Below are 19890 nucleotides of genomic sequence, written 5' to 3'. Positions count from 1 at the left end.
GATGCGCGACTACCAATGGCTGCACGAATACTGCCTGAACCGCTTTGGCTCGGTGGCGGCGCTGGAGGCGCGCTTGCCGCAGCCGAAAAGCCCGGCCGAGCTGGCCGCGGTGAGCGATGACCGCTACCTGTCGCTGATCAGCCTGCGCATCTTCCGCGCCGGCCTCAAGCACAGCCTGGTGGACGCCAAGTGGCCGGCCTTCGAGGAAGTGTTCTTCGGCTTCGACCCGCACAAGGTGGTGCTCATGGGCGGCGAGCGGCTGGAGAACCTGATGCAGGACACCCGCCTGATCCGCCACCTGGGCAAGCTCAAGAGCGTGCCGCGCAACGCCCAGATGGTCCTGGACATCGCCCGCGAGTACGGCAGCTTCGGCAAGCTGCTGGCGGACTGGCCGGTGACCGACATCGTCGGCCTGTGGAAGCTGCTGGCCAAGCGCGGCAACCAGTTGGGCGGGCTGTCGGCGCCGCGCTTCCTGCGCATGGCCGGCAAGGACACCTTCATCCCCTCCGACGACGTGGTCGCCGCGCTCAAGGCCCAGGAAGTCATCGACAAGGCGCCCACCAGCCAGAAGGACCTAGCCGCCGTGCAGGCCGCCTTCAACGCCTGGCACGAGCAGAGCGGCCGGCCGCTGTGCCAGCTCTCGATGATGTTGTCGTACACCGTCAACCACTAGAGCCCCAGCCGGCCGCTGCCGACCATCCACAGCGCCACCAGTGCCAGGGCCAGCACCAGCGCGCCCAGCGCCCGTTCGCCGGCGTTGCCGAAGGCCGCCAGGCCGCGCTGGCGCCGGGCGCGGACGAAGAAGCCCAGCCCCGGGGCGTAGAGGATCATCGACAGCAGCAGGTACTTCAGGCCGGCGGCGTAGAGCAGCCAGACGCCATAGACCGTGCCCAGCGTCGCCATCGCCAGCAGCGCCGGGGTGGGCTGGCGCAGCACGCGCCTGAGACAGAAGCCGGCGCACAGCAGGTAGGGGATCAGCGCCATCGAGGTGGCCAGCTGGATCAGCGCGTTGTAGCCCGAGGCGTTGAGGAAGGCGATCAGCAGCAGTACCGAGATCAGCGTGCTGGTCAGCCAGAGCGCCGGGGCGGGCGTGTCGACCGCATTGGTCCTGCCGAACAGCGCCGGCGCGGTGTGCCCTTCGCCGCGGCCGGCCAGGTAGAGCATCTCCACCGCCAGCATGGTCCAGGCCAGCAGTGCGCCGCCCACCGAGACGATCAGCCCGATGTTGATCAGCGTGGCGCCCCAGGGCCCGACGGCGGCCGCCATCACCTGGGCCATCGACGGGTTCTTCATCTGCGCCAGTTCGTGCTGCGGTACCACCCCCAGCGACAGCACCGAGACGCAGACCAGCAACAGCAGGGTGATGACGAAACCGAGCAGGGTGGCCCGGCTGACGTCGGCCGCGCGCCGCGCGTGGCTGGCGTAGACGGTGGCGCTCTCGATGCCGAGGAACACCCACACGGTGTACAGCATGGTGGTTTCCACCTGGCGGGTGATGCTGCCCAGCGCCGGGCTGCCCCAGAAGTCCAGGCGGAACACCTCGACGCGGAACGCCAGGGTGACGCAGAGGATGAACAGGGCGATGGGCACCACCTTGGCCAGGGTGACGATGGCATTGGTGATGGCCGCGTTGTGCACCCCGTGCAGGACGAATGCGTGCATCAGCCAGAGCACCACCAGCTCGCCGAGCAGCGCCGGCCAGGTGGTGCCGTCGCCGAAGAAGGCCAGGGCGCCGAACGAGCCCAGGGCGCTGAACAGCACCACCAGGTAGCCGGCGTTGCCGACCCAGGCGGAAATCCAGTAGCCCCAGGCGGCGTTGAAGCCCAGGTACTCGCCGAAGCCCTCGCGGGCGTAGCCATAGACGCCGTCGTCCAGTTCCGGGCAGGTGGTCGACAGCCACTGGAACACCCGCGTCAGCGTCAGCATGCCGACGAAGGTGATGCCCCAGGCGATGAGGATGGCCCCGGCGCCGGCGCCTTCGGCCATGTTCTGCGGCAGGCTGAAGATACCGCTGCCGATGATGCCGCCCACCACCAGGGCGGTCAGCGCCGGCAGGCCCAGCTTTCCTTTATCCGAAATCGACATCTTGCGCCTCCGAGACGGCAACCGGTGGCGTGGCGGTGGGGCCGCCACGCGTGAGCGCCGGCGAAGGGGAGGGGGCCCGCGCCGGCGTCGACGGGCCGCAGGGCCCGCCGGCAGGGCGGCCGATCAGAAGCGCAGGGACATGCAGCTGACGCCGCCGTCGATCTTGCGGTACTCGGAGGTGTCGACCTCGATCACCCGGTAGCCGAGGTCGGCGATCTTCTGCCGCGTCCGCGGGTAGCCGGCGGGCATGATCACCCGCTCGTTGACCCAGATGCAGTTGGCCGCATAGGCCTCTTCCTCGGGGATCTCGACGATGTTCAGGTGCTGGAACTCCGGCTTGCTGATGAACTCGCCGGCGGCCAGCAGGTTGCCGTGCTCCAGGTAGGCCAGCCCGGTCTTCAGGTGCAGCACCTTTTCCAGGCGCACCACCGAGCCGGTGAAGCCGTGCTTCTCGAGCAGGGCGATCATCTGCCGGGCGCCCTCGGCGTTGGTGCGCGCCGATTCGCCGATGTAGAAGTGCTCGCCGACCATCATGATGTCGCCGGCCTCGACCGTGCCGGGCGCCTCGATGCGCTCGACCTTGCCCGGGTAGAAGCGCTGGATGGTCTGCTCGATGATCGCGGTCTCGCCGCGCCGCGACTCGGCGCCGGGGCGGGTGATGATGGCGCAGCGCGAGGTGCAGAGCACCGGGTCCTCGACGAACACCGAGTCGGGGAAGCGCTCGTCCGGCGGCAGCAGGGTGATGTCCAGGTCGCAGGTCTGCAGTGCGCGGATGTAGGCGTTGTGCTGCTCCAGGGCCCTGGCGAAGTCCGGCTTGCCGAGGTGGCTGGAGGTCAGGCCGTCGACCAGGCTGCTGGCCGGGGTGCGGGCGATGATGTGCTTGAACATGGCGTTTCCTCTTGCAGGTGGATGCTCGTCACGTTGCAAGGCATGCGCCAGGCGGGCCGGCGCGCCGGCGACGGTTTTACTGGCCCGGCGTTGACCGGGAGCGGTGCGGGCTCGCGCGCTTTCGTCGAAACTGGGACAGTTGTCGAAATTCGGACGGATATAAAAGGCTGGGCTGCCATGGCTGTTGTCGACAAATCGACGGTTCCTGCGGGAAATGACGCGCTGCGCTGGCTGGTGGACAGCCTGGCGCCGATCTTCGACGGGTTGCGGCAACCGGTCACGGTGGTCGATACCCAGGGGCGCTTCGTCTACTACAACCGGGCCAGTGGCCTGCTCGACGGTCTCGACCCCCGGCAGGCGCTGGGCATGCACGTGCTGCAGAGCGCGCCCTGGCTGCCGGCCGAGCAGAGCACCCTGCTGCGCTGCCTGGCGCAGGGGCGGCCATCCATCGATACGCTGCAGGCCTATGTCGGCGCCGGCGGCGAACTGCTGCAGTACCGGCACCGGGCGATCCCGCTGCAGGGGCGCGATGGCCAGTTGCTCGGGGCGATGGAGGTGGGCGAGGTGGTGGCGGAGGGCGCCGCCGCGGGCGACGAGCCGGACTGCCCGTCGATCCTCAGCGTCACGCCCGGCCTGCTGCGGCAACTGCAGCGCCTGGACATCTTCGCTGCGACCGACCTGCCGCTGCTGATCCATGGCGAGACCGGCACCGGCAAGGAACTCTTCGCCCGCCGCGCCCATGCCCTGAGCCCGCGGCGCGGCGGCCCGATGATCGCCCTGAACTGCGCGGCCATCCCCGAGACGCTGCTGGAAAGCACCCTGTTCGGCACTACCCGCGGCGCTTTCACCGGCGCCGAGAACCGCAAGGGCATGTTCGCCCTGGCCGAAGGCGGCTCGCTGTTCCTCGACGAGATCAACTCCATGCCCATGGCCCTGCAGAGCAAGCTGCTGCGCGTGCTGCAGGACGGCAGCTACCTGCCGCTGGGCGGCCTGCGGCCGATGCAGGCGGACGTGCGCCTGATCGCCGCGAGCAACCAGGCGCCGCGCCAGGCAATCGCCGAGGGGCGCCTGCGCGAGGACCTCTACTACCGGCTGGAGGTCGGTAGCCTGAGCATCCCGCCGCTGCGCGAACGGCCCGCGGACGTCGAGCTGCTGGCCCGGGCCTTCGTGCGCCGCGATGCGCGCAGCCTGAACCCGCAGGTGACGGCCCTGGGGCCGAGGGCGCTGGCGCGCCTGCAGGCCTGCGCCTGGCCGGGCAACGTGCGCCAGCTGGAGAACGTGATCCGCCGCAGCCTGCTGCTGCATGGCCAGGCTGGCGCGGTGCTCGACGAGGTGGTCTTCGCCGATGAGGCGCCGGAGGTCGTGGCGGCCAGCGTCGCGGCCGATGACGTGGCGCCGGCGATGGGCTTGCGCGAAAGGCTGGCGGAACACGAGCGCGAGCTGATAGAAGAGGCCTTGCGCCGGGCGCGCGGGAACCTCTCACAGGCGGCCGCCAGCCTGCGCATCCCGCGCACGACGCTGCTGGGGCGTCTGCAACGCCTCGCCGCGCAGCATCCACCCGCTGGCGACGCGCCAGCCTGACAGGAACCACCCCATGGACGCTTCGATGGCCTCGCTCGTCCACGCCCTGCAGGGCGCCGAGCGCATCCTGGTGATCACCGGCGCCGGCCTCTCGGCGGATTCCGGCATGCCCACCTACCGTGGCCTGGGCGGCCTGTACAACGGCGTGACCGAGGAAGGCATCGCCATCGAGACGGCCATCTCCGGGCCCATGCTGCGGCGTGACCCGGCGCTGTGCTGGAAGTACCTGGCGCAGCTCGGCCGGGCCTGCCTCGCCGCCACGCCCAACGCCGGCCACGAGGCCATCGCCGAACTGCAGCGGCGCAAGCCGGGGGGCTGGGTGCTGACGCAGAACATCGACGGCTTCCATCGCCGCGCCGGTTCGCCGCCGGAGCGGCTGATCGAGATCCACGGCGAGCTGCGGCCGTTGTTCTGCCAGTCGTGCGGGGCCGAGAGCGATGAGCTGGAGGCGCACCTGCAGCGTCCGCTGCCGCCGCGTTGCGCGGACTGCGGCGGCGTGCTGCGGCCACCGGTGGTGTTGTTCGAGGAGATGTTGCCGGAGGCGGCGATCGACAGCCTCTACGGCGAACTGCGCAAGGGCTTCGAGGTGGTGCTGCTGGTGGGGACCACGGCGAGCTTCCCCTACATCGTCGAGCCGGTGCTGCGCACCCGCGCCGCCGGTGGATTCGTCGCCGAGGTGAATCCGGGGCTGACCGACCTCAGCGCGAGGGTCGATGCGAGAATTGTCGGTCGAGCCTTAGACATTCTGCCGCAACTGATAGGTCACATTTCGCGATAAAAAACTTGCATCGCCTCGATCGAGCGGGCACATTAGCGCGCTAATGGAACTAATGAGACACGGTCGTGCCCATGCTTAGACGCTTCGCACCCCTCGTGCCCATGAGTTTCGTCTTGTTGCTGGCCGCTTGCGCCAGCCATTCGCCGGAGTCCCAGCCGGGTCAACAGCAGGTTGCCGTAGAGCAGGCCACCCGCAGCTGGGCTCAGATTGACCACCATCAGGCAACGCTGGCGGATGTAGAAGACGAGGGGGCAGGAAATGATAACGGGAACCCGTCAGGGCGGGTTTCCAGCATTCTGGATCGCGCATTCGAACTGATCGGCACGCCGTATCGCTTCGGGGGCCGTTCGGAGAAAACCGGTTTCGATTGCAGCGGCTTCGTCGGCTATCTGTTCCGCGAAGAGGCTGGAATCAAGCTTCCGCGTTCCACGCGCGAGATGATCACCATGGACGTCCCGCTGGTCTCCAAGGAAGACCTGCAACCGGGCGACCTGATCTTCTTCAACAACCGTGGTCGCGGGCGCGTGAGCCACGCCGGCATCTACATCGGCGATGGCCAGTTCATCCACTCCGCCAGCCGCCGCGGCGGTGGTGTACGGGTGGACAACCTGGACGACAGCTACTGGCGCCTGAGCTACATGGAAGCCAAACGCGTCCTGGAGCCGGGTTACCAGGCGCAGCAGACGGTAACGCGCTAATCTTAAAGTTTTACTTTAAGTATTGCGCTTAACCGTTTGACGGTGCAAAGTGATGGCATTCCTGAATCGGGGATGCCATCACATGCATACCTCCCTTCGTATCCTCTCTCTCGCACTGGTCTCCCTGTTGGCGGCCTGTGCCAGCCATACGCCGCCTGCGCCACCGCCGGTGGTCTACGCCCCCTCGAACAACTTCGGCAGCGATTCCCAGGCCGCGGACGACGTGCTGATACGCGCCATCGGCCTGGTGGGTACGCCCTATCGCTGGGGCGGCAATACCCCTGACGGCGGTTTCGACTGCAGTGGCCTGATCGGCTACGTCTACCGCGACGCCACCGGCCTGCAGCTGCCGCGCTCCACCCGCGAGATGATCGGCATGCGTGCCCCCGTGGTCGGCCGCGAGGGCCTGCAGAGCGGCGACCTGGTGTTCTTCGCCACCAACGGTGGACGCAACGTCAGCCATGCGGGTATCTATGTCGGCGAGGGGCGCTTCGTGCATGCGCCCAGAACGGGCGGGACCGTACGCCTGGACAGCCTCGACAGCCCCTACTGGCAGCGGGCCTTCCTGGAAGCCAAGCGCGTCCTCGCGGTACAGAGCCTCGCCCTCCATCCCTGATCTTCAGGAGGGCCCATGACCACCCGTACGCTCAACCTCGACGACGCGCTCTACCAATACCTGCTCGACACCTCCCTGCGCGACACGCCGCTGAAGGCGCGCCTGCGCGAGGAAACCGCCGCCCTGCCCACGGCACGCTGGCAGATCGCCCCCGAGCAGGGCCAGTTCCTCGCCCTGCTGGTGAAGCTGACCGGCGCCCGGCGCATCCTCGAAGTGGGTACCTTCACCGGCTACAGCGCCCTGTGCATGGCCGAGGCCCTGCCGGAAGACGGCCACATCCTCTGCTGCGACCTGCCCGGCGACTACAACGCCACGGCGCAGTCGTACTGGCGCGACGCCGGCGTCGAAAGCCGCATCCAACTGCGCCTGGGCCCGGCACTGGACACCCTGGCCGACCTGGAAAGGGAAGGGCAGGCGGGCAGCTTCGACATCGCCTTCATCGACGCCGACAAGGCCAACTACCCGCGCTACCTGGAGCACGCCCTGACGCTGCTGCGCCAGGGCGGCCTGGCGATCTTCGACAACGTGCTGTGGAGCGGCCGGGTGCTCGAAGCCAACCCGCAAAGCGCCGACACCCGAGCCATCCAGCAACTGAACCTGGCGCTGAAAAGCGACACGCGGGTGGACTATTCGCTGTTACCGCTGGGCGATGGCATGGGGCTGTGTCGCAAGCGTTGAATGGGTGCTGAGGGGTGTCTATTTTTCCGACAGTGCCATCGTTGCCTGCAGGTAATGCCTGGGTTAGATTCCTACCCTATCGGGCCGATAGCTCAGCTGGGAGAGCGCCGCGTTCGCAATGCGGAGGTCGGGAGTTCGATCCTCCTTCGGTCCACCAGTTTCCTTTGATAACCTTGCTCCTATCGAGTCGGTGTGGTTTTCTGCACCGACTTAGTCCCCTGCCTTTACGAAGGCCTTGAAGTTCAAGTGCTGCTGTGGCTTGTCTCTGCTTCTGGTCCATTGGCCATTGCGAAAAATCCAAACGAAAACGGATGGTGATGAATTGACTGCCGATCCTCGCTCGGAAGTTCCATTGGCCTTGTCACTCGTGGTGCCGGTTTTCAACGAGGCGACGACAATAGGTTTGTTCATTGATGAGTTGAGCCGAGTATTTGCGGAGAGCTCCGAAATTCATCTGGAAGTCATTTTCGTCAATGATGGCAGCACCGATGAAACCCTTGCTGAAGTGTTAGAAGCACAGCGTCGAGATCCAAGGTTGAGAGTGGTCGATTTGAGCAGGAACTTCGGCAAGGAAGCGGCATTGACTGCGGGGTTACAGGTTGCCACTGGGCGAGTGGTAGTGCCTATCGATGTGGATTTGCAGGATCCGCCGGCATTGATTCTGACAATGATTGAGAAATGGCGGGAAGGTTTTGACGTCGTGCTTGGCTGTCGTGTCGATAGGGATACTGACTCATGGCCGAAAAGGGCCTCGGCCAATTGGTTCTACCGACTGTACAATCGGATCTCCGATTTGAAGCTACCGGAGAACGCTGGCGACTTCCGGCTGATTGACCGTTGTGTGGTCGATGCGCTGAACAAGCTCCCTGAGTCGCGCAGATTCATGAAGGGTCTGTTCGCATGGGTAGGCTTCAGAACTGCACAAGTCCATTACTCACGGCCGCAACGTATTGCCGGGAAAAGCAAATTCAATGGCTGGCGGTTGTGGAACTTCGCTCTAGAAGGCATTACCAGTTTTAGTACTGAACCACTGCGCATTTGGACCTATCTAGGCGCTTTCGTTTCTTTGGTGTCGTTCTTGTTCGCCGTGTTCATCGCTCTGAAAGTGATTATCCATGGGGTTGATGTACCTGGTTACGCGTCGCTGATGGTTGCAGTGACGTTTCTGGGAGGGTTGCAGCTAGTAGGTATAGGGGTACTGGGGGAGTATTTGGGGAGGACTTACCTGGAAACCAAGAGACGCCCCATCTATCTGGTGCGCAAAATTTATGAACCTAAGGATGACTGATGGATCTGAAGGAGTCCGAAATTCTTGGCGCTGCTGTCGAAGGGCACTGGTACTACAGCTCCAAGGCGAAAGCATTATCCTCCATCGTTGGGAGGGATATAGGTCCCAGCATTCTCGATGTAGGTTCCGGTTCTGCTTTTTTTTCACGCTATTTATTGACGCATACAACTGCCCGTGAAGCATGGTGTGTGGATACCAGTTACACTGCCGAAAAGGATGAAATGATTTCGGACAAGTGCCTGCATCTACGCAAGGCTATAGATCATGTGGATGCCAGTCTGGTTTTGCTGATGGATGTGATCGAACATGTCGACGATGATGTCGGGCTACTGGCTCTGTATAGGGACAAGGTACCGGCGGGCACTCGTTTTCTGGTGACGGTTCCGGCTTTCCAGTTTCTCTGGAGTGGCCATGACGAATTCTTGGAGCATCGACGTCGATATACCCTGAGTCAACTGGAAGATACTTTGCGCAAAGCAGGGCTTAAAATCAAAAAATCGAACTACTTTTTTGGTTCTGTCTTCCCGTTGGCAGCGGTATTGCGTCTGTTGGAGCGAGTCCGCCGCGGTTCTCAGTCTCCACGTTCGCAGTTGACTCGTCACTCACCGCTGGTCAATGCCACATTGAGAAGCATCTGCCAGGTGGAGACTTTCTGGATGCACCATAATCGGTTGGCCGGGCTATCGGTGTTCTGTCTGGCTGAGACTCAATGAGTGACAGGGCCTTCTTCATGAACGGATCCTGGCTGCTCCAAGAATGCCTAAGAGTCTTTCGATTCGCAGTCGTTGGCAGTCTGGCGACACTCATTCATATGCTCGTTGCCTGGGGACTCATCACCCAGGCCGCTCAGCCGGCTATGCTGGCCAACCTGGTGGCATTCCTCAGTGCGTTCGGATTGTCGTTTGTTGGCAACTACTACTGGACGTTTCGACGTCCAGGAAGCCAGCGCCGAGCAATGCTGCGTTTTTTCTTGATAGCGTTCAGTGCGTTCCTGATTAACAACCTTGTCCTGGCGTATTTGTTGCGCTCACAGCTTCTCCCTGTCGCCTCTTCTGTAGTTTTCGCAGCCTTGGTGATTCCACTGATCACCTACACTTTGAGCCGACTCTGGGGTTCAGGCTCTCTCATTCCCAATCCAAGGATCGACAAGATGACCCATGACTTACCTGAAGCCTCCAGGATCAGAGGTGCGGTAGTCGAGGCCTTGCTTGGTTCAGCCTTGACCTGCGGCTTGGCTTTCTTGCTGCAATGGCGATATGGCTTCAGTTGGGCCGATGAGGGATTGCTCTGGTATGCCTCGCAACGAACCGCGCTGGGAGAGCTACCAATACTGGACTTCTTCAGCTACGACCCCGGCCGTTACTATTGGAACGGCCTGTTTTTCCACCTTCTGGGAGACTCCGGGTTGCTCTCCATGCTGCTGGCCTGTGCTGCGTTCGGCACTATGGGGCTGGCGGTCGTCTGGTTTGCGATGTGCCGTGCAGGGTTACCGTTCGCGTGGCGCCTCGGTTGTGCCGCCTTGCTGACCATCGGTCTCGGGTATCCGCGCCATAAGGTGTTCGAGCAATCCCTATCGCTCATGCTCTGTGGTCTGGTGTTCTGGATTCTATCCAGGCCGGATTCTGTACGACGCTGGTTGGGGTTCGGCTTCATTACGGGAATAGCTGCAATCTTTGGCCGGAATCATGGTGTTTTCTATGTTTTTACAGCCCTCCTTTGCGGAGGTTATCTGTTCATTACGAAGAGGTGGCAACTGCTCCCGAGAACCTCTGTGTTCTTTGGCGCAGGTGTCATCATTGGCTATTCGCCGCTGCTGTTCCTGATATTGCTCAATGCTGATTTCCGCGGGGCCTTCGTCGATTCAGTGCTTTTCACTGCGAACTGGCAATTGCCATTGCCTATTCCCTTCCTATGGCGCGTCGGTTTTCCTGCAGAGTTTGGCATAAACGGACTGCAGAGCGTTGCAGTTGGTATTGCTTGCGTGTTGATACCGCTGATCTATGTCGGCGGATTCATTCTGTTTCTCTGGCGAGAAAGACGTGAGCAGAGGGAGAGAAAACCCGTAATTCTGCTATTAGGGGCTGCTTGTATCGCTGGACTGCCTTATTTGCAGCAGGGCTTTGATCGGGCGGATTTCGGTCACATTGCGCAGGCCACCTTGCCGTTTATTCTCGCGCTCGTGTCTCTGGCGTACTACTGCGACGGTTTCGCCAGATCCAGAGTTGCCGCACGATGCCTGTTTGCCTTCTCGGTCGCTCTGGTTCTAGCCTGTTGGCTTCCCAGTGAGCCGGGAGTGAGGTTCTTGCGGATGCGCTTGGCCAATGCAGATAATGTTTCGCAGATAGTTATCGGAAATCGGAAATTCGAGGTTGAGCGGCCAACGGTAGAAATGTTGAACGCATTGCGTGGTGTCGTAGAAGAGTGTGCTATTGCACCAGACGAGTTCATGGCTGCCCCGCACTTTCCAGGAATCTATGCTTTCCTCGGAGTTCGGGCCCCTTTCTGGGAAATGTACTACTTGTACCCCCGGTCGGTGGAGTTCCAGCGTAGGCATATTGCGGCCATCGCTCGAACTAGGCTTATCCTCCTTGCACCCGAGGCGACCGTGGATGGTCTGGAGCGTCTGAAGTTGAAGAACACTTACGGGCTGTTGCTGGAGTACATTGAGCAGCATTACCGGGAGGTTCAGGTACCAGGTGTGATGGGCGGAGCGAAGATATATCTGTTACCCGGTACCTGCCCTGCTGTGGAGAATCCAGGCGGCGAACACTAGATGCGCCGAGAAGAAAAGGGCACGTAGACGCGTGCCCTTTTTCGTTTCGCCATGACCGTCAGGCAACATCCACCAGAATCACCTCGCTGTCCTCCAGCGCCGTCACCTTCACCATCGCTTCCTCGGCGATGGCAGCGCCGTCGCGGGCGGCGAGGGGCACGCCGTTGACTTCCACCTTGCCGGTCGCCGGCACCAGGTAGGCGCGGCGGTCGGCGCCCAGGGGGTACTCGGCGCTTTGCCCGGCCTTCAGGGTGGCGGCCACCAGGCGGCCGTCGGCGCGGATGCGCAGGGCGTCCTCGTCGCTCTCAAAGCCGCTGGCGAGGGTCACGAAGCGGCCGGCGCGGTCGCCTTTGGGGAACGGCTTGGCGCCCCAGGACGGCGTGCCGCCGCGTTGCGTCGGCAGGATCCAGATCTGGAAGATCCTGGTCACGTCCTTTTCCAGGTTGTACTCGGAGTGGACGATGCCACTGCCGGCGCTCATCACCTGCACGTCGCCCGCTTCGGTGCGGCCCTTGTTGCCTAGGCTGTCCTGGTGGGTGATCGCACCCTGGCGCACGTAGGTGATGATTTCCATCTCGTGGTGCGGGTGCGGCGGGAAGCCGGTGCCCGGGTCGATCTCGTCGTCGTTCCAGACGCGCAGGTTGCCCCAGCTCATGCGCTCGGGGTCGTAGTACTCGGCGAAGGAGAAGTGGTGCTTGGCGTTGAGCCAGCCGTGGTGAGCGCCGCCGAGCTGGTCGAAGGGTCTGCGTTCGATCATGGGATCAGTCCTCTTGGGGCGCAAGGCCGACGGAGTGGCCGGCCTGCGCGGTTCATGGAGGCTATGTTGATCCCGATCAAGTCGATAAAAAAGCGCAAATATCCGAGCTTTGGTATCGAATAATATGATCTATTCGGAGCGACCCTGCTCGGGGTTGAGGAACTTGCTGAGGAATTGCCGGGTGCGTTCCTCGCGGGGATGGGCGAACAGCGTCTTGGCGTCGCCCTGTTCGACGATCACCCCCTTGTCGATGAAGATCGCCCGGTTGGCGACGTCGCGGGCGAAGCTCATCTCGTGGGTGACGATGACCATGGTGCGCTTTTCCTGGGCCAGGCCGCGGATGGTCGCCAGCACTTCGCCCACCAGTTCCGGGTCCAGCGCCGAGGTGGGTTCGTCGAAGAGGATCACGTCCGGCTGCATGGCCAGGGCCCGGGCGATGGCCACGCGTTGCTGCTGGCCACCGGAGAGGCGCTTGGGATAGGCATCCTCCTTGCCGGCCAGGCCGACCTTGGCCAGCAGCTGGCGGGCGCGCTGCACGGCGCTCTCGCGGGGCTCCTTCTTGACGATCACGGGGCCTTCGATGACGTTCTCCAGCGCGGTGCGGTGGGGGAACAGGTTGAAGTTCTGGAACACGAAGCCGACGTGCTGGCGCAGCTTGCGGATCAGCCCCTGCTGCGGCTTGAGCGGGCGCGAGGCGTCGATCTCGATGTCGCCGACACGGATGGTCCCGCCGTTGGGGATCTCCAGCAGGTTGAGGCAGCGCAGCAGGGTGGTCTTGCCCGAGCCGCTGGGGCCGATGATCGCCACCACCTCGCCGGCCGCGACCGAGAGGTCGATGCCCTTGAGCACCTCCTGGCCGCGGAACCGCTTGGTGAGCTTGCGTACCTCGATCATGCCTCGTGCTCCTGGTCATGGCGGTTGACCCGCGCTTCCAGGCGGTTCTGCAGGTGCGCCAGGACGCTGGCGAGCACCCAGTAGATGAGCGCCGCGGTGAGGTACATGGTGAACACCTCGAAGGTCCGCGCGGTGATCAGCTGTGCCTGGCGGAACAGCTCCGGCACCTGGATGGTGGCAGCCAGGGCGGTGTCCTTGACCAGCGAGATGAAGCTGTTGCCCAGCGGCGGCAGGGCGGTGCGCGCGGCCTGCGGCAGCACCACCCGGCGCAGCGTCTGGGCGCGGGTCATGCCGATGCTGGAGGCCGCCTCCCACTGGCCGCGGTCGATGGAGCCGATGGCCGCGCGGAGGATCTCGCAGACGTAGGCGGCCATGTTCAGCGAGAAGCCGATCAGCGCCGCCGGCAGCGGGTCCAGCTCCAGGCCCAGCTGCGGCAGGCCGTAGTAGATCATGAACAACTGCACCAGCAGCGGCGTGCCGCGGAAGAAGGACACGTAGATGCGCGCGAGCCAGCTGAACACGGCGTGGCCGTACAGGCGCGCCAGGGCGAGGATAAACCCCAGCAGCAGCCCGAAGAACATGCCGCCGACGCTCAGGACTACCGTGAAGACCGCGCCCTTGAGCAGGAAGGGCGCGGAATCCAGCGCAAGCTGCAGGCTTTCGTCGATCATTGGGTCACGTCAGCCTGGAACCACTTCTCCGAGAGTTGCTTCAGCGAACCGTCGGCCTTGAACTTCTCGATGGCCTTGTTCAGCGCGCCGAGCAGCTCGGGGTTGCCCTTGCGCAGGGCGATGCCGGCTTCCTGGCGGGCGAAGGGCGCGCCGGTCAGGGCCATGGCGCCCTTGGTCTTGTTGACCATGTCGAAGGCCGCCAGGCGGTCCACCAGGATCACGTCGATGCGCCCGCTGCGCAGGTCCTGGAACTTGGTCGGGTCGTCCTCGTAGGTGCGCACGTCGGCCTGCGGCACGTTCTGCTTCAGCCACTGCTCGTAGTTGGTGCCCAGGCCCACGCCGACCTTCACCCCGGCGAGCTTCTCGGGCTTGTCGTACTTGCTTTCGTCGCCCTTGCGCACCAGGGCCTGGATGCCCGAGACGGTGTAGGGCTCGGAGAAGTCGTACTTCTTCTTGCGCTCCTCGGAGATGGTCACCTGGTTGATCACCACGTCCAGGCGCTTGGATTCGAGGGCGGCGAGGATGCCATCCCACTTGGTCGGCTGGAACTTGGCCTTCACCCCCAGCTCCTTGGCCAGCAGCTCGGCGAAGTCCACCTCGAAGCCGGACAGCTTGCCGCTCTCGTCGACGAAGCTGAAGGGCGGGTAGGTGCCTTCCAGGCCGACCTTGATCGCGCCGTTGGCCTGGATCTGTTTGAGCAGGTCCTCGTCGGCCGAGGCCTGCTGGCCGAGGAAGCTGGCGCCGAGGGCCAGGGTCAGGCCGGCGAAGATGAAACCGCGTCGCAGGATGGAGAAGTTCATGGTTGCCCTCGTTCTTGGTGTTTCAAGCAGGTTAGTAGGCCGCGGGACTATAGGGGGTCAATGGTTATGCAATAAAATAATAAAATTTCTTATTCATATAACCCGTGTGAATTCACAGGAACGCCGGGTAGGCGAACAGCGCCGGGGCGCCGCCGGTATGCAGGAACAGCAGCGGGCCGTCGGCGAAGCGGCCCTTGGCCACGCCGTCGAGCAGGCCGGCCATGGCCTTGCCGGTGTAGACGGGGTCGAGCAGCAGGCCCTCGGTCGCGGCGAGCAGGCGCAGCGCGTCCAGGGTGCCGGCGTTGGGCTCGCCATAGCGCGGGCCGAAGTAGGCGTCCCACAGGTGCACGGCGCAATGCGCCGCCAGCGGCCGCCCGAGCAGGTCCGCGGTGCGTTGCGCCAGGCCTTCCACCTTGGGCCGCTGGGCGGCGTCGGGGCGCGAGACGGTGACGCCGATCACCGGGGTTTCCGGCAGTGCCTCGGCCAGCGCCAGGGCCATCCCGGCGTGGGTGCCGGCGCTGCCGGAGGCGAGCACCACGGCGGCGAAGTGGCGGCCGCTGGCGCGCACCTGCTCGGCCAGCTCCAGGCCGGCGCGCACGTAGCCCAGGGCGCCGAGGGCATTGGAACCGCCGATGGGCACCAGGTAGGGCTTGCGCCCCTGGGCGCGCAGGCGCTCGCAGGCCTGCTCCAGCAGGGCGTCGGCGTCGTCGAGGTTGGCGACCGCTTCCACCTGGGCGCCGAACAGGTCGAGCAGCAGGCGGTTGCCGTTGCCCAGGTAATTGGCGTCGGCGGTGCCGATGGGGTTTTCCAGCAGGGCCAGGCAGCCCAGGCCCAGGCGCGTGGCCAGCGCCGCGGTCTGGCGCACGTGGTTGGACTGGATGGCGCCGGCGGTGACCAGCACGTCGGCGCCGGCGGCCAGCGCATCGGCGGCGAGGAACTCCAGCTTGCGCACCTTGTTGCCGCCCATGGCCAGCGGGGTGAGGTCGTCGCGCTTGACGAAGATCTCCCGGCCCAGCCGCGCCGACAGCCGTTCCAGCTTGTCCAGTGGAGTGGGGGCGCCGACCAGGTCGAGGCGGGGGAAGCGGGCGAGGGATTCGCGCAGGGAGCTCATCGGGGACCTCGGCGGTACTTGAACGGTTCGCCAAGATAGAACGCTGCGGGGCCGCGCGGCAAATCGCGGACGGGGCTTTTCTTTGCGCCGAGTCTCGACGAGAATTTCACCCCGACTGTTATAAGGTTACATTTTGTTTCCCTGCGCGCCGATGTACCGGCTGGCCCCATGGCCGCCTCTGGAGTTGTGATGCGAGTCGACCTGGACACCGCGGGTGAGGACCTGCAGGCGCTGCCGCGCTTCCAGCAGGCCGCGGTGCATGCCCGGCGCCTGTTCGCCCTGGCCCTGGGCAGCGCCGTGCTGGCCGGGCTGCTGTTCCTCCTGGCGATCCTCATCGGCCTGTTCGCTGCCCGTTCGCCCTGGCTGCCATTGCTGTGCAACAACGCCGCGGCCTTGCTGCTGCTGGCCGCGGCGGCGCAGTCGGCCTGGCGTGTGGACGCCTGGCGGGCGCGGGCGCTGGGGCAGGAGCCGGGGCTGCGCTGGTTCGGCGGGCGCGAGGTGGCGCAGGAGGCGCTGCCGCCCGAGGCGCTGAGTGCCTATGACCGCTTCCTCGACAGCATCGGCCGTGGCATCCGCGGGCTGTTGCTGCGCGTCGGTCCCGGCGCGCTCTGGCTGGCGGGGCTCGCCGTCGCCGCGTTGCTGGTGATCCGCGCTGGCTGGAGCCTGGCGCTGCCGGGGGCCGAGCTCGGCCAGGCGGCCTATGTCGGCGCCGGCCTGCTGTTGCTGGGCGCCTTCGGTCTGCTGGTGCTGGAGCGCCACCTTGCCGCCAGCACCGCGGCCCAGTGGCCGGAGGCCGCCGCCCTGGCGCCGCTGCTGCGACTGGTCATCGCCGTGCAGTTGCTGTCGCTGCCCGGCCTGCTGTTCGCCAGCGCCGACAACCTCTGGCCGGTGCGCCTGCTGGTATTGCTCGGCCTGCTGCCCGCCGCGGTGGCCGTGGAGCTGCTGGCGCGCGCGGTGTTTTCCGCCTTCCTGCCGCAGCGCGAGCGCGAGGAGCCGCGTCTGGTCGCCCGTAGCCTGGTGGCCGGGCAACTGCGCTGGCCGCCGCGGCCGCTGCAGTTCCTGCAGGACGAATTGCAGCAGCGCTTCGGCATCGACCTGCGCCAGGTCTGGGCGTTCGCCTTCATGCGCCGCGCCTTCCTGCCGGTGGCCGCGCTGGTGGCGCTGGTGGGCTGGCTGCTCAGCGGCATCCACGAGGTGCCCCTGGACGGCCGCGGCGTCTACGAGCGCTTCGGCAAGCCCGAGGCGGTGCTGCAGCCGGGCCTGCATGCCGGGCTGCCCTGGCCGTTCGGGCGGGTGATCGCGGTGGAGAACGGCGTCATCCACGAACTGGCCACCTCCGGCGATTCCGCCACCGCCGACCCGCCGGGCCCGGCCGAGGGCCCCGCGCCGGACAGCGCCAACCGCCTGTGGGACGCTTCCCACCGCAGCGAGAAATCCCAGGTGATCGCCAGCGCCGCCGACGGCAAGCAGAGCTTCCAGGTGGTCAACATGGACGTGCGCTTCGTCTACCGCATCGGCCTGAGCGATGCCGCGGCCCTGGCCGCCACCTACAACAGCGCCGACGTGCCGGCGCTGATCCGCAGCACGGCCAGCCGCGTGCTGGTCCACGACTTCGCCTCGCGCACCCTGGACAGCGTCCTCGGCGGCCAGCGCGAGGCTCTGGCGCAGGACATCGGCAAGGCCGTGCAGGCCGACCTCGACGACCTGCACAGCGGCGTGGAAATCCTCGCCACCGTGGTCGAGGCCATCCACCCGCCGGCCGGTGCGGCGAATGCCTACCACGGCGTGCAGGCGGCACAGATCACCGCCCAGGCATTGATCTCCCGCGAGCGCGGCAAGGCCGCCGAACAGGGCAACGAGGCCCGCCTGGCTGCCAGCCAGGCGGTGGACAAGGCCAACGCCGACGCCCGCGAGACGCTGGCCGCGGCCCGGGCCGCCGACCTGCGCTTCGGCGCCGAGCGCAAGGCCTGGCAGGACGCCGGCCAGTCGTTCCTGCTGGAACAGTATTTCGCCCGCCTGGGCCAGGGCCTGGGCAGTGCCAGCGCCCTGGTCATCGACCACCGACTGGGCGCCGGCGATGCGCCGACCCTCGACCTGCGCGGCTTCCTCGCCGCGCCCTTCGACCCGGCGCGCAAGCCGGCCAAACAGGAGCTCGCCCCTTGAGTTCGTCGCACAGCCACGACCACGCGCACCACGACCACGAGCACGGCCACCCTCATCACGACCATGAGCACGCCGGCGGCGGGCCCATGCCCTGGCGGCGCATGGCCCTGGCCGCGCTGCTGGTGCTGTTCGCCGCCGCCAGCGCCTGCCTGGTGCAGGTGCGCTCCGGCGAGGCGACCGTGGTCACCCGCTTCGGCAACCCGGTGCGGGTGCTGCTGCAGCCGGGCCTGGCCTGGCGCCTGCCGGTGCCCTTCGAGGCGGCCATCCCGGTGGACCTGCGCCTGCGCACCACCTCCAGCGGCCTGCAGGACGTCGGCACCCGCGACGGCCTGCGCATCATCGTCCAGGCCTACGTGGCCTGGCAGGTGCAGCCCGATGCGGACGACGTGCAGCGCTTCATGCGCGCGGTGCAGAACCAGCCGGACGAGGCGGCGCGGCAGATCCGCACCTTCGTCGGCTCGGCCCTGGAAACCACCGCCAGCGGCTTCGACCTGGCCGACCTGGTGAACACCGACGGCGGCAAGGTGCGCATCGCCGACTTCGAGCAGCGCCTGCGCGGGCAGATCGACAAGACCCTGCGCGACACCTACGGCGTGCGCGTGCTGCAGGTGGGCATCGAGCGCCTGACGCTGCCCTCGGTGACCCTCGGCGCCACCGTCGACCGCATGCGCGCCGAACGCGAGACCATCGCCACCGAGCGCACCGCCGAGGGCAAGCGCAAGGCCGCCGAGATCCGCTCCGCCGCCGAGCGCGACGCGCGCATCCTGCAGGCCGACGCCACGGTCAAGGCCGCCGACATCGAGGCGCAGTCCCGCGTCGAGGCGGCGCAGATCTACGCCAAGGCCTACGCCGGCTCGCCCGAGCTGTACAACCTGCTGCGCTCGCTGGACACCCTGGGCACCATCGTCAACTCCGGCACCCGCCTGGTCCTGCGTACCGACGCCGCGCCTTTCCGCGTGCTGGTGGACGGCCCGCCGCAACTGCCGGCGCCGAAGCCGGGTGCGCAGCATGACTGAGCGCGGGGAGGGCGGCAGCCCCTGGCTGCAGGCCGGGCGCCTGGCGTTCGTCGCACTCTATGGCGTGACGCTGCTGGCGGCGCTCGGCTGGGCGCTGTCCAACGTCCGCGAGGTCGGCCCGGACAGCCGCGCCGTGGTGCTGCGCATGGGCGCCTTGCAGCGCATCGCCAACCCCGGCCTGCTGCTGGCCTGGCCGCGGCCCTTCGAGCAGGTGGTGCTGCTGCCGGCCGCCGAGCGGGTCATCGAGCGCCGGGTGGAAACCCTGCTGCGTTCGGCCCAGGCGCAGAAGGCCGACCTCGACGTCAGCCTGGTCAACGACGCCACGGCCGGCTCCGGCTACCTGCTGACCGGCGACGCCGGCGTCGTGCAGCTGGACGTGCGGGTGTTCTACAAGGTGGTCGACCCCTACGCCTACGTGCTCCAGGGCGAGCACGTGCTGCCGGCGCTGGACCGCCTGGTGGCGCGCAATGCTGTGGCCGTGTGCGCGGCCCGCGACCTGGACACCATCCTGGTCGCCCGCCCCGAGCTGGTCGGCAGCGACAGCGCCGTGGCCGAGCGCCGCGAGCGCCTGCGCGGCGACCTGCAGCAGGGCGTCAACCAGAGCCTGGTGGCACTGGCTGCCGCCGGCAGCGGGCTGGGCATCGAGATCGAGCGGGTGGACGTGCAGTCCTCGCTGCCGCGCGAGGCGGTGAGCGCCTTCAACGCCGTGCTCACCGCCAGCCAACTGGCCGAGCAGAACGTCGCCAGCGCGCAGAACGACGCCGCGCGGCAGACCCAGGCAGCCACCCAGGCCGCCGACCGCACCCTGCAGGTGGCCCGCGCCCAGACCGGCGAGCGCCTGGCCAAGGCCCATGCCGACACCGCCACCATCGCCAGCCTGGCCGCCAGCCAGGACCCGGGCCTGCTGTTGCGGCTGTACCGCGAGCGGGTGCCGGGCATACTCGCCAAGGCCGGTTCGGTGACCACGGTCGATCCGCGCGACGCCGGTCGCCTGATCCTCCAGGGGCCGCAGCCGTGAAGCAATGGGCGGACAGATGTCACACGGACGCGCTAGGCTCGCCGAGGGCCACGGGCCCGACACCCACATTCCGAG

General features: G+C 66.1%; 19 protein-coding genes and 1 tRNA gene. 13 read left to right on the top strand and 7 right to left on the bottom strand.

Going from position 1 to position 19890, the window contains the following annotated elements:
- The first annotated feature begins 1 nt into the window (after position 1).
- On the top strand, positions 2-673 hold the full coding sequence (locus PKO50_RS23475) for a DNA-3-methyladenine glycosylase I (RefSeq protein ID WP_109936301.1): 672 nt from the start codon (positions 2-4) through the stop codon (positions 671-673).
- Here PKO50_RS23475 and PKO50_RS23470 read toward each other — a convergent pair.
- Together PKO50_RS23470 and ddaH are read right to left on the bottom strand one after the other, a co-directional pair.
- Positions 670-2085, bottom strand: coding sequence for a basic amino acid/polyamine antiporter (locus PKO50_RS23470; RefSeq protein ID WP_109936302.1), 1416 nt, complete (start codon positions 2083-2085; stop codon positions 670-672). The genes PKO50_RS23475 and PKO50_RS23470 overlap by 4 nt on opposite strands.
- 123 nt (positions 2086-2208) lie before the next feature.
- Positions 2209-2973 carry a dimethylargininase gene (ddaH, locus tag PKO50_RS23465; RefSeq protein ID WP_109936303.1) on the bottom strand — a complete coding sequence of 255 codons (765 nt, stop codon included), beginning with the start codon at positions 2971-2973 and terminating at the stop codon, positions 2209-2211.
- A 177-nt stretch (positions 2974-3150) separates the two neighbouring features.
- Here ddaH and PKO50_RS23460 point away from each other — a divergent pair, with 177 nt between their 5' ends.
- The 9 genes from PKO50_RS23460 (at position 3151) to PKO50_RS23420 (ending at position 11385) form a co-directional block, all read left to right on the top strand.
- Positions 3151-4554 (top strand): sigma 54-interacting transcriptional regulator, encoded by a 1404-nt coding sequence (locus PKO50_RS23460; protein WP_109936304.1) that lies wholly within the window; start codon positions 3151-3153, stop codon positions 4552-4554.
- Positions 4555-4567: 13 nt separating this feature from the next.
- Positions 4568-5332 carry an NAD-dependent protein deacylase gene (locus PKO50_RS23455; RefSeq protein WP_109936305.1) on the top strand — a complete coding sequence of 255 codons (765 nt, stop codon included), beginning with the start codon at positions 4568-4570 and terminating at the stop codon, positions 5330-5332.
- A gap of 65 nt (positions 5333-5397) precedes the next feature.
- On the top strand, positions 5398-6030 hold the full coding sequence (locus PKO50_RS23450; RefSeq protein WP_089391873.1) for a C40 family peptidase: 633 nt from the start codon (positions 5398-5400) through the stop codon (positions 6028-6030).
- A gap of 82 nt (positions 6031-6112) precedes the next feature.
- On the top strand, positions 6113-6646 hold the full coding sequence (locus tag PKO50_RS23445; RefSeq protein WP_109936306.1) for a C40 family peptidase: 534 nt from the start codon (positions 6113-6115) through the stop codon (positions 6644-6646).
- Between the two features lie 15 nt (positions 6647-6661).
- Positions 6662-7324 carry a class I SAM-dependent methyltransferase gene (locus PKO50_RS23440; RefSeq protein WP_109936307.1) on the top strand — a complete coding sequence of 221 codons (663 nt, stop codon included), beginning with the start codon at positions 6662-6664 and terminating at the stop codon, positions 7322-7324.
- An 81-nt stretch (positions 7325-7405) separates the two neighbouring features.
- Positions 7406-7481: transfer RNA gene (locus PKO50_RS23435), tRNA-Ala, on the top strand.
- 165 nt (positions 7482-7646) lie between these two features.
- Positions 7647-8612, top strand: a complete 966-nt coding sequence (locus PKO50_RS23430) for a glycosyltransferase family 2 protein (protein WP_109936308.1) — start codon at positions 7647-7649, stop codon at positions 8610-8612.
- Positions 8612-9325 carry a methyltransferase domain-containing protein gene (locus tag PKO50_RS23425; RefSeq protein WP_109936309.1) on the top strand — a complete coding sequence of 238 codons (714 nt, stop codon included), beginning with the start codon at positions 8612-8614 and terminating at the stop codon, positions 9323-9325. Before PKO50_RS23430 ends, PKO50_RS23425 begins: the two co-directional genes overlap by 1 nt.
- 17 nt (positions 9326-9342) lie before the next feature.
- Positions 9343-11385 carry a GtrA family protein gene (locus tag PKO50_RS23420; RefSeq protein ID WP_275627367.1) on the top strand — a complete coding sequence of 681 codons (2043 nt, stop codon included), beginning with the start codon at positions 9343-9345 and terminating at the stop codon, positions 11383-11385.
- Between the two features lie 58 nt (positions 11386-11443).
- Here PKO50_RS23420 and PKO50_RS23415 read toward each other — a convergent pair whose 3' ends face one another.
- From PKO50_RS23415 to PKO50_RS23395, 5 genes are all read right to left on the bottom strand, one after another.
- Positions 11444-12142: a pirin family protein gene (locus PKO50_RS23415; protein ID WP_109936312.1), complete on the bottom strand. Its 699-nt coding sequence runs from the start codon at positions 12140-12142 to the stop codon at positions 11444-11446.
- Between the two features lie 129 nt (positions 12143-12271).
- Positions 12272-13036, bottom strand: a complete 765-nt coding sequence (tcyN, locus tag PKO50_RS23410; protein ID WP_109936313.1) for an L-cystine ABC transporter ATP-binding protein TcyN — start codon at positions 13034-13036, stop codon at positions 12272-12274.
- Positions 13033-13704, bottom strand: a complete 672-nt coding sequence (gene tcyL / locus PKO50_RS23405; protein ID WP_275630524.1) for a cystine ABC transporter permease — start codon at positions 13702-13704, stop codon at positions 13033-13035. The genes tcyN and tcyL overlap by 4 nt, the downstream gene beginning before the upstream one ends.
- A complete protein-coding gene (gene tcyJ / locus PKO50_RS23400; RefSeq protein ID WP_275627366.1) occupies positions 13704-14507 on the bottom strand; it encodes a cystine ABC transporter substrate-binding protein in 804 nt (267 codons plus the stop codon). The genes tcyL and tcyJ overlap by 1 nt, the downstream gene beginning before the upstream one ends.
- Positions 14508-14619: 112 nt before the next feature.
- Positions 14620-15618: a D-cysteine desulfhydrase gene (locus PKO50_RS23395; protein ID WP_275627365.1), complete on the bottom strand. Its 999-nt coding sequence runs from the start codon at positions 15616-15618 to the stop codon at positions 14620-14622.
- 189 nt (positions 15619-15807) lie between these two features.
- Between PKO50_RS23395 and PKO50_RS23390 the strand changes: the two genes are divergently transcribed.
- The 3 genes from PKO50_RS23390 to PKO50_RS23380 are packed head-to-tail and all read left to right on the top strand — an operon-like array spanning position 15808 to position 19815.
- Positions 15808-17781, top strand: a complete 1974-nt coding sequence (locus PKO50_RS23390; protein ID WP_275627364.1) for a protease modulator HflK — start codon at positions 15808-15810, stop codon at positions 17779-17781.
- Positions 17778-18797 (top strand): protease modulator HflC, encoded by a 1020-nt coding sequence (locus PKO50_RS23385; RefSeq protein WP_275627363.1) that lies wholly within the window; start codon positions 17778-17780, stop codon positions 18795-18797. The genes PKO50_RS23390 and PKO50_RS23385 overlap by 4 nt, the downstream gene beginning before the upstream one ends.
- Positions 18790-19815, top strand: a complete 1026-nt coding sequence (locus tag PKO50_RS23380) for a protease modulator HflK (protein ID WP_275627362.1) — start codon at positions 18790-18792, stop codon at positions 19813-19815. Before PKO50_RS23385 ends, PKO50_RS23380 begins: the two co-directional genes overlap by 8 nt.
- Positions 19816-19890: the final 75 nt, after the last annotated feature.

The organism is Pseudomonas sp. 273 (genome assembly GCF_029201425.1).
GTDB lineage: Bacteria > Pseudomonadota > Gammaproteobacteria > Pseudomonadales > Pseudomonadaceae > Pseudomonas > Pseudomonas delhiensis.
The sequence above is the reverse complement of the archived record's forward strand: the minus strand, read 5'-3'. Positions and strand labels throughout refer to the sequence as shown.